This window comes from Kordiimonas sp., assembly GCF_048264555.1.
Classification (GTDB): domain Bacteria; phylum Pseudomonadota; class Alphaproteobacteria; order Sphingomonadales; family Kordiimonadaceae; genus Kordiimonas.
The window spans coordinates 84,398-93,068 of record NZ_JBLXCX010000009.1 but is presented as its reverse complement, the minus strand read 5'-3'; the positions used below and the strand labels follow the sequence as shown (position 1 = coordinate 93,068).

Below are 8,671 nucleotides of genomic sequence, written 5' to 3'. Positions count from 1 at the left end.
AATGTTGATTCTTTTCTAGTCCTGCCTGCCGTCCACTCAAGCGAACAGCTAAAAAAACGGCGGGCTGTTTCCAGCCCGCCGCCAAGTCAATCAATCCCGAACACCACACGGGATAGACGACTGCTATTCCAAGCCGCCGTCGTTCACGTCGAGCGACGATCCGCCACTGTGCAGCGATCGTTCGAGAACGGCGTTGATCGGATCGCCGTAGGTTCGGGCGATCTCAAGCATGGTTTCCTTCGGGAGCATGATCGCTTTCCCGTCGTCGCCCTTGATCGTCGAGATAGTGGCTTTCGCAAACTCAGTTCCTCTCGAATTGGTCTTGCGTGCCAATCCGATCGAATACGCCAATCGGCGGTAGTCGACACCTTGCTTTCGACACAAACCGTTGAGGAACTTTGTAACGTCACCGAGCGAACCGGAGCCGATGGTCAGCCAGATCGGGAACATTTCGTGTTCCGTCAGCATGAACAGGAATCGGCTTTCCTTCATCCGCTTGCCGACGCCGTTCCTGCCAGAGTCCCATTGTGCATAACTGAGATTTTCGAGCAAATAAGCGTCGCGGCCTTCATCGTCTTTCACCTTGCACTTTTCAAACTCTTTCGGGTCGAGTTCCCCAAAATCCATCGACGCGGGATCGCCGGTCAAATATCCGTATCGCATCGATTTGCCAGCAGGCGAACCGGCGACCAGTACAGGTTTTTCACCGGCCACAGAATCATCGCTCTTGAATAGCACGGCTCGCGATGCATAGCACGCGATGAAGCCGTCAACCGTTTCGACGTGTTTGCTCTCCAGTTCCGATTCGATCGACCACTGAAGATCCTTCGGCAGTTTTCCAGACGGTGCCTTCGCCTGGGTGAACATCGACAACCCCATTTCGTCGTCGTCTTCAGCCATCGCGATGTCATGTACTTCGCTCTGTGTCGACAACATCGGCGCAATGTCGATGATCGCGGACGGCAGATCATCAACCGCCGCTGCGGTCGCAATTTCGTTGCCTTTTGTGGTAGCCAGTTCTTTCTTTTCGGCAGTAGCCATTTGCAAATTCCTTGCATGAAAAATGTGGCGATCATTAAAGCCGGATCGCGAAGCGGCTTACCCGTTTGCTTGCGGGTGTTTCGTTAAATGCCGAATCGCTCCGGCTGTGTTTCGTCTTTCTTTGGCGACTTTGTTTCAATCAGTTTTTCAATGAAGTGAATCGCTTTCTCAAGATCCTGAATTCCGCCCTTATCTTCCCACCGGGTCAGGTACTTGATTGCGTTGCCTTCAAAAAAACCCAAGTTGTTCGCGGCGACATAATCCCAGGGCTGAATACCTCTGTCTTTGTAATGGTCGCCGCCGTGCTGGCGATCGTTTGCGTTAGACACCCTTCCGCCCCTCCGAATACAGATCCCAAGTGCGACCGAACCGCTGTGCAATCAGCGTCGCGACGGCGTCGGCGTAGACGCGGATTTCTTCTTGCGCATCGCTCGCCTGCCGAAGCGTCAGGAACCCTAGCCAGTTGCGGAGGTTTGCGCTTGCTCGCATCCGTGTATATCGAGCAACTGGCATCGGAAGCCGTGCAAGTTCTTTCGGTATGCCGATCGCTATCCCGTCGTCGTAAACTTCCTGTGCGTGCCGGTAGACAGATTCGAGGCTGTATAGCCAATCTTCTGCCTCGTCTTCTGTGAGGAACTTCCCGTTCCCTTGTGCCTGCTTGTTTTTCGTCGGCGTGTTCGCCCCTTCGATCAGCCTTTCGATTGTCGGCATGTAGTTTTCGTTTGGCAGCGGAACGTACCTTGCGCTCATTTCCGCGTAACTTTGCGTTCGGTGCCTCATCCACTCGCGAACGACAAAGATCGGCAACTTCACTTCCACGATCAGCCCCGCCATTTCAAACGGTGTTGCGTGTCGATGCCGGTAGAGGTGTGACAACAAACGTTCGTCACCCGGCTTGTCTTTTGTTCCCCAGCCAAGGAAACCCTTATCGACTGACATCCGGGCGGCTTCGATAACACGTTCGTCGCTCCCCCACCCTTCGACTAGCGACACGTAGCCGCTATCAAGCAGTTCGATCTTGGGAGTTTCTTCGCGTCGGCTGAACATTCGCCGCAATCCACTGAAGGCACCCGTGAGCCCCACCAATCCACAAGCACTCATCGCGACGCCTTTCGCTTCGATACTGAAACTTCCGTCCAAACCTTGACATGCTCCCGCAGCGGCGAAGGAATCGCCGACAGATCCAGTTCACCGTCGTCGGTTTCTTCGATCAATTCACCGAGAATCGATTTCACGCGGGAATGGTGAATCGATTCCTTTGTTTCGATGACGTCTTCAAAACCGGCACGCCGGAACAGTTCAACCGTTTGTGCGGTTCCGCCAGTGACCGACGGGTGACGTTTCGTGACCAGCGAGTAGGTGAACCCTTCCCGCTTTTCAGATTCCTTGCACATCAGCGACCACGATTCGGCCACGTCGGCGACAAGTTTCTTTTCTTTCCGCTTCGCGTCGTCGACCAACGCTTTGACCGCACCATCAAGCCGCTCCATATACTCGCGATGGGCGATCAGGCGTTCTAATTCGTCTTGTGAAGCACAAAACGCAGGCGGCTGCGGTAAATCAGAAGGTTCGGCACGTTCGCCGAACTTCACCGAATCGGTGATATCGTTTTGCATGGTGTTTTCCTTTCGTGGCTCACAACGCTTATTGCAATGGGCGTTGCGTTTCAAAGTGTAAACTAGCCCCGTGGCGCGTCAACCGCAGCCGTAGCAATTTCGATCATAAATCTTTTTCTGCCGCCGCTTTCGCAGTGGTTCTTTCTTTTTACGGTTGATCTTTTTGTTGGGGTGTTTGTTGTAACACGTAACAATTCGCGACTCTTGCACGATGTATATTGTGCCTGTCGCGTCGTCGATGAATTTTTGGGAGTCGCCGCCGCACGAAATCAACCGGGACCGCAGCACTGCTTTCTCGACTTCGTGCCTCTTATCGCACTTAGGATCTACCCGCTGCCGATACCGGTAGAACGCGTGATCCGTCACAGTCAGAATTCGTCGCATCGGTATCCTTCCCCGAAAGTTCAAAGTATCGCGTCAGTTCATCCAGTACGCTCTGTTTCTCTCGCAATGCCGACGCCACGCGGACGTCGACAGTTCCGGTTGCGAGAATCCGGTAGATCGTCGTGTTACTTGTTTGCCCCGGTCGGTAGTTGCGAGCTATCGTTTGTTCGTAGTCGCCGGGGCTGAATGGAAGGTTCAAGAATATCCCGATCGGGGATCTGGTCAAATCGATGCCGCTTCCGCCGCTCTTGATCTGAACCGCCATTGCATCGAGGTGGTCAGGAAATTTGCCGTGCTTCGTCAGCGTCTTCTCGTTTCCGCTCACTTCGCCGTGACGTCTGCCACACTTCTCGAAAATCTCACGCGCCGCTTCGACTTCGCTACTGAATTCGCAATAAACTGTCACCGGTTGGTCGGTCGATTCGATCAGGTCTTGCAACACCTTGAGTTTAGAATCGTCGATTCGCAAGACCGCCCCATCGTCAGAAACGACGTTGCCCGATGCGATCTGCCGAAGTCGGATCGTTCGCGTTAGAACGTTCTCGATCGACAGCGTTTCACTTTCATTCAGTTGCGCAATCGACTCCCGTTTCATCTGGTTATAGATCTTCATCGCCTGGTCGCTGAGCCTTACCGGAATATCAACGATCGATAGCGGCGGCAGATTCAGTGACTCCGTTTCATGGCATCTGTGCGTGAACTTCGCCATGATTTTCCCAAGCTTTTCCTGGTTGCGGAACCTCACGGGCTTGTTGTAAACGGGGTCTAATTCGGCGTATTCGGCCTGGAATGCTGACCAGACCGTTCCGAAGTAGGCTGGATCAAGGAACCGAGCGATGCCGAAGATATCGAGCGGACTATTCGGCGTCGGCGTGCCGCTCAATGCGTACTTCCACCGCGATTGCAAAGCCAGTTTCGCGGACCACTTGCTCACGTTGGTGCTGTGCCCCTTTACCTTCTGGGCTTCATCACAGACCGCCATGAATCGCGAGCCTGTGCAATCAACGATAGCCTTGCCAAGATCGCCAACCCATGCAGATTCGTAATTGACAATCACGATGCGGCATTCGTTGCTTGGCTGGCTATCGCTCCAAAACTGCCGCACGAATTCCGCTTTCCCCGCCGACGTTCGCTTGGCATATTCGCCATCCAGCCGAAGTGTGCGGACGTGGTAGCCGTCGCCGTGATCTTCGGCAAGCATCGCGTCACGAACTTTTGCGGCATCTCGCTTCCGGTTGCTCACGATTTGCGGATCATCCAGGATCTTCCCAGCGTTCCACCACTTTTCAAGTTCGCCGACCCACACGCCGATCACCGCCTGCGGGCACATAATCAGCACGCGACTGGGCCGCTTCGCTAAAATCGTTGCGATCAGTTGAAACGTTTTACCCAGACCCATCCGGTGGTCTAGTAACCCGTCGGCACGCGTCGAAATAAAACCGACGCCATCAACTTGATTCTGTCGAAGCCGTTCAAACTCGACCGGAACCGCTGGCGTGTCGTTCTCGGCAACTTCCGCCATCTTCGCTAGCCGGTCGCACAACTTCGTGCCAACTTCCGCCAGCATCGCCGCCGACTGCGGCGTAGCATCAAACGAAAACGTGTTTTTTACGTGTCGCGTTCCCGGTAGCGTGCGAAGAAAAGCACGGTGCGTGAACGTGTCGCCGGTAACGACGGCACGGGGGAATTTTACGATTTGTGCGGATAGATCCATCTTTGCGGTGTTCCTTTTGTGGGAGGTTCAGCCTATCGCGATTCGGTTCTATTGCAACGGGCGTTGCGTTAGAACAAAAAGGCATCGCCGCTGAAATCCACTGTGGGCGGTTGCAAAGATGCCTTTTTGCTGATTCTGTCGTTTGCTGCGACGGTTTCAGTTTACACGCTACGCGGAATGAGTCAAGCAGTTATTGCTTGCTCCCAAACCCGATACTCCGAAGTCAGCCCGTCAAGCAGCTTGATATTGCACTTTCGCTGCGTCGAAACGATCGCGACCGCTTCATCTATCGGCCTGCCATGAAGTTCCGTCGCCATTTTTGCAACGGTCAAGCTGAGTCGCCGCCAACTCTTTTCGTCTAGCGTTGTTTCGGTCGATGGCCGAACGCGGCGACGATACCGGAACCACTTGCAGTGTTCGTTGATGAGAATCCGAAATTCTTTCGGCTTCAGAGAGAACCCGCAAAGCGTTTCCGCGTTGCGGCGGGCCTGGGTTAGATTCCGCCGATCATACCACCAAGCGAAATCGGAATCGCAGACAACTTTAGTCGCTCGTTCCTTCTGATCTGCGGTTAGTTCGCCGACGCGGAACCATTTGCAGTGTTCGCGGCGGAGTCGCCGCAAATCAGTTGTGGTCAGTTTCACCCACGTCATGTTATAGATACGATCGACCGCACTAGCAGCACTGCATCGCTGCAAATACAGTTCTTTCTCGATCGTTTTTAACGCTTCGGCTGCATATTCGATCTGTTCTTCCGTCAGCCGCTTACCAGCCCTTGTCTTTGTCGCCATCGCTTCGCCCTCCTTAAATGTACAATCGGTCCAAACGGTTCCGATTGTACATCTGGAATGATCTATTGCAATGGCTTTTGCGTTACGATTCGCGTGGCCGACCAAGCACCAACCCTTCGGTTGCAGCCTGCCGCGTTTCACGCCTGCGTATTTTGGCGACGGTCGACCGGGTAACGCTGAACGCTCTTGCCGTCACTGCATCCGAATCGACGCCTACGTAAATCGTAGCAACGTCAGATTCGGAAAGTTTCGTTTTTGCGTTCCGATCGCCGGTGGCGTAATAGCCTGTTCGTTTGGTCATGCCGTCACCTCGGTCGGCGTGGCGTCGCCGCGACCAAGGAATCCGCCGATAACGTCACACGCTTGCTGTGTGCGAGTGAATCGCGGATCAATATATCGCTGCGTCGTTCGGCGGTATTGGTGATCCAGAACCTCCTGCGCATCGAGCCCCGCCGCGTGTGCGACGCTGCCGGTGGTGCGGCGGATTTTGTGGAACTTGTCACGGCGTCCGCTTGGCAGATTTGCCTCTTTCAAGAGCTTGCCAAAGAGCGTCCACAGGTAGCCGTCACAGTACGGCCACGGGAACACATCTTTCCTTGAATAGCCTCGCATATTTTCGAGTTCTGCGGTTGTCTCTGCGTTCAGCCGGTAGAGTCGATCGCGGTGCTTGCCTTTTCGCGACTCGGCAGGGACTTTGACCCATTCGCCATAGAACCAATCCCACTTGGCTGTTCTGACCGCCGTGATCCGTTCGCCGGTATCGAGACATAACAATATGATCGCTCGCCACCACAACGAACGTGGCACTTCGCCGATCTTTCCCTGTTGCGAATCGACCGCTTTTAACAGTCGGTCGAATTCTTCGGGCAGCCAAGCTTCAGGCGTTCGTTCGGGTTCGACAAGTTGCGGCACGTTGGGCCAACTGTCGACCATGCCAAGCCGCGACGCGTGACGCCACAGAGTTAGAAGTTGGCTGCGATCTTTGTTTGCCGTCGCTTTGCTCCGTCCCGCGTCAAGTACTGTTTGCATGTGTCGCGTAACGTTCACGTCGGTAAGGTGCGGAAGTCTTGCGACGGTTCCGAGGGTCTTGCCGAACGACCGGATACTAAGTCTATAGAGTCTGGTTGTCTCGGATGATTTGCCTAGCAATCGCTGCGGCCGGTAATAGTCTGAAAAGAAATCGATAATCTTCATCACGGTGTGCTCCTTTTTGAACACAAAAGGTTAGGTCACATCCGTGCGTTCGTCTCCTTATTCTGGAACGCGTTTTTTACCGCATTAGGTAATGAAACACGCGTTGCGAAATGGGTCACGTTGTGTCAGTTATCGAGCTTAGACCGGGCGTTTTTAGAGTCGAGTGGATTATCCTCCACTCGACATTCGCACCGTCCTGTAACCGCGAGGCCAGGGGAGTTTTTCAAGCAATTTTAGCCTTTTGTGGTGCTTGAAATACTTTTGCTCCGGTGCGGTGTCGATTTTGTAAACAGGTGACTACCGCAGTCGACGGTAGCTTAGCTGCGGGGCGCAGTCAAGTTTCCGTTTTTTATTTAATGCAATGCCCGTTTCAATCAGTTAAGGTGGACAGAATGGTTACAAAGGCGAAGAACACTATCGACGAACGCGTTTACACCCTTTCCGAACTGGCAAAGGATTTTGGCGTCAATCGCACAACGGTCTGGCGGTGGTGCGACCGCGAAGGCATCGGTCGGCAAATATTCCCGTCGAATGTGACGGTTCTAACGAAAGCAGAGGCCGAAAAGGTGCGAGGGCTGATCTACGACGGCCCCGGCAATCCGTGCCGCGATCGCGGGAAGGTTGGCAAAGTCAAAGCCCGGTCTGGCCGTCGCATCATCGCCGACGCGAAACCTACCGGCAGTCGCAAGCCGAAATAAAAACGCATCAAATCTTTGCCCAACGGCTAGTATGTAATTGCAGCGTGCTGGCAATTTACAAAACGAGAGGGACAATGCGTTATACCGCAACAGAAGTTGGGAAGATCATGGGGCGAACCACCGGAACAGTTATCCGGTGGGCGAGAGACAACGATATCGGCGTTTGGGAAGAGGGCGAAATCCAAGCCAAGATTGTTCGCAAGTCGGACATTCCGAAAATCGCCGAACACGTCGGAGCCGAAGCACCCGCCGAAATCATCGAGCATGACAACCGGCACTCTGTCGACTACCTCGCACCGAAGGGTTACGTCACGATCTCGCAAGTCCGCCGCACCCTAGGTACGGCGGTTCGCGTTCGCCAAGCGATCCAAGAATTGGGACTGGCGAAGGAAGCGAAGATTCAGACGCGACGGCTGTTGATGGGGAAGCGTGACGTAAAGGCGTTAGCCCGACTCTACGGCCTGCCGAACCCATTCGACGAGCCGCACGATACGGGCTCTTTGTCGCCGTCACCGGCTGGCTACTATACCGCGAAAGAGATTGCGAAGACGGCGGGGATCAGGCACCGCCGCGTCGTCGATCTTTTGCGTCGCTACAGCGAGGTCATGCCAGACCCGACAAAGAAGAGTCGGTGCCTAACGACAGAGAAGAAGTTCTCTGCGATCGCTGAAATGGAGAAGATGCCGAATCCGTTTGACGGCAAGGCCGCGTTGCCACTGGATGAGTCTGGCAAGGCGTGGACCCGGTATGAAGAGGGCAGCCGCAGGATCTTCGTTGCACTGGTTCACGATGGCCGTGCACGCGATGGCGAGCAAGTCACGCTGCGATGGTGGTGCTGGGAAATCACGCCGACCGACGAATATATCGTGCACGCCCGCGAATACCGGTCTCGCAAAACGTGCATGGAAGATGCGTTGCGGCGAATGGGCAGCACGATGAAAGATCTGCGGATCGCGAGCGACCCGCTCGATCACATCCGAATCAAGGCATGGAATTTCCGGTTGAGCCACGACAAGACCGCCGAACGGCTTGGGATCAGTGCCCGCGTCGCGAGGCGTTTCATTTACGGATGGTCGGTTCGTCGTGCCGCCGAAGCCGCCATCCTTGAATCGATGGAGCAGCCCGCTTAGTTGCCCAGAACCAAGTCGACAGAAAAATTTCAAGTTTCTCTGTTGACTGGTTCGATAGAGAAGTGTAAACTACCACCATGCAGCAGCAAACTGCAAAGGTAAA

At 54.4% G+C, this 8,671-nt stretch carries 10 protein-coding genes; 2 read left to right on the top strand and 8 right to left on the bottom strand.

Going from position 1 to position 8,671, the window contains the following annotated elements; translation table 11 throughout:
* Positions 1-123 precede the first annotated feature (123 nt).
* The 8 genes from ACN0XZ_RS17950 to ACN0XZ_RS17915 all read right to left on the bottom strand — a co-directional run bounded on the left by ACN0XZ_RS17950 (position 124) and on the right by ACN0XZ_RS17915 (position 6,740).
* The gene (locus ACN0XZ_RS17950; RefSeq protein ID WP_417459190.1) at positions 124-1,041 is read right to left on the bottom strand and encodes a hypothetical protein; all 918 of its coding nucleotides are present in this window, start codon (positions 1,039-1,041) and stop codon (positions 124-126) included.
* 83 nt (positions 1,042-1,124) lie between these two features.
* Entirely contained in the window at positions 1,125-1,370 is a 246-nt protein-coding gene (locus tag ACN0XZ_RS17945; RefSeq protein WP_417459189.1) for a DUF3310 domain-containing protein, read from the bottom strand.
* Positions 1,363-2,181: an FAD-dependent thymidylate synthase gene (gene thyX, locus ACN0XZ_RS17940; RefSeq protein ID WP_417459188.1), complete on the bottom strand. Its 819-nt coding sequence runs from the start codon at positions 2,179-2,181 to the stop codon at positions 1,363-1,365. Before thyX ends, ACN0XZ_RS17945 begins: the two co-directional genes overlap by 8 nt.
* Positions 2,139-2,657, bottom strand: a complete 519-nt coding sequence (locus ACN0XZ_RS17935) for a hypothetical protein (protein WP_417459187.1) — start codon at positions 2,655-2,657, stop codon at positions 2,139-2,141. The genes thyX and ACN0XZ_RS17935 overlap by 43 nt, the downstream gene beginning before the upstream one ends.
* A 319-nt stretch (positions 2,658-2,976) precedes the next feature.
* On the bottom strand, positions 2,977-4,755 hold the full coding sequence (locus ACN0XZ_RS17930) for a DEAD/DEAH box helicase (RefSeq protein WP_417459186.1): 1,779 nt from the start codon (positions 4,753-4,755) through the stop codon (positions 2,977-2,979).
* A gap of 182 nt (positions 4,756-4,937) precedes the next feature.
* Positions 4,938-5,546: a hypothetical protein gene (locus ACN0XZ_RS17925; protein WP_417459185.1), complete on the bottom strand. Its 609-nt coding sequence runs from the start codon at positions 5,544-5,546 to the stop codon at positions 4,938-4,940.
* A gap of 82 nt (positions 5,547-5,628) precedes the next feature.
* Complete coding sequence (locus ACN0XZ_RS17920; RefSeq protein WP_417459184.1) at positions 5,629-5,847, bottom strand: hypothetical protein; 219 nt, start codon at positions 5,845-5,847, stop codon at positions 5,629-5,631.
* A complete protein-coding gene (locus ACN0XZ_RS17915; protein ID WP_417459183.1) occupies positions 5,844-6,740 on the bottom strand; it encodes a tyrosine-type recombinase/integrase in 897 nt (298 codons plus the stop codon). Before ACN0XZ_RS17915 ends, ACN0XZ_RS17920 begins: the two co-directional genes overlap by 4 nt.
* 392 nt (positions 6,741-7,132) lie before the next feature.
* Here ACN0XZ_RS17915 and ACN0XZ_RS17910 point away from each other — a divergent pair, with 392 nt between their 5' ends.
* Both ACN0XZ_RS17910 and ACN0XZ_RS17905 read left to right on the top strand, forming a co-directional pair.
* Complete coding sequence (locus ACN0XZ_RS17910) at positions 7,133-7,438, top strand: hypothetical protein (protein ID WP_417459182.1); 306 nt, start codon at positions 7,133-7,135, stop codon at positions 7,436-7,438.
* 74 nt (positions 7,439-7,512) lie between these two features.
* Positions 7,513-8,568, top strand: a complete 1,056-nt coding sequence (locus ACN0XZ_RS17905; RefSeq protein WP_417459181.1) for a hypothetical protein — start codon at positions 7,513-7,515, stop codon at positions 8,566-8,568.
* The last annotated feature ends 103 nt before the right edge of the window (positions 8,569-8,671 follow it).

Excerpts from the sequence above, each read along its gene's own strand:
- ACN0XZ_RS17950 (WP_417459190.1), bottom strand. The coding sequence starts at position 1,041 with ATGGCTACTGCCGAAAAGAAAGAACTGGCTACCACAAAAGGCAACGAA.
- ACN0XZ_RS17935 (WP_417459187.1), bottom strand. The coding sequence starts at position 2,657 with ATGCAAAACGATATCACCGATTCGGTGAAGTTCGGCGAACGTGCCGAA.
- ACN0XZ_RS17930 (WP_417459186.1), bottom strand. The coding sequence starts at position 4,755 with ATGGATCTATCCGCACAAATCGTAAAATTCCCCCGTGCCGTCGTTACC.
- ACN0XZ_RS17925 (WP_417459185.1), bottom strand. The coding sequence starts at position 5,546 with ATGGCGACAAAGACAAGGGCTGGTAAGCGGCTGACGGAAGAACAGATC.
- ACN0XZ_RS17920 (WP_417459184.1), bottom strand. The coding sequence starts at position 5,847 with ATGACCAAACGAACAGGCTATTACGCCACCGGCGATCGGAACGCAAAA.
- ACN0XZ_RS17915 (WP_417459183.1), bottom strand. The coding sequence starts at position 6,740 with ATGAAGATTATCGATTTCTTTTCAGACTATTACCGGCCGCAGCGATTG.
- ACN0XZ_RS17910 (WP_417459182.1), top strand. The coding sequence starts at position 7,133 with ATGGTTACAAAGGCGAAGAACACTATCGACGAACGCGTTTACACCCTT.
- ACN0XZ_RS17905 (WP_417459181.1), top strand. The coding sequence starts at position 7,513 with ATGCGTTATACCGCAACAGAAGTTGGGAAGATCATGGGGCGAACCACC.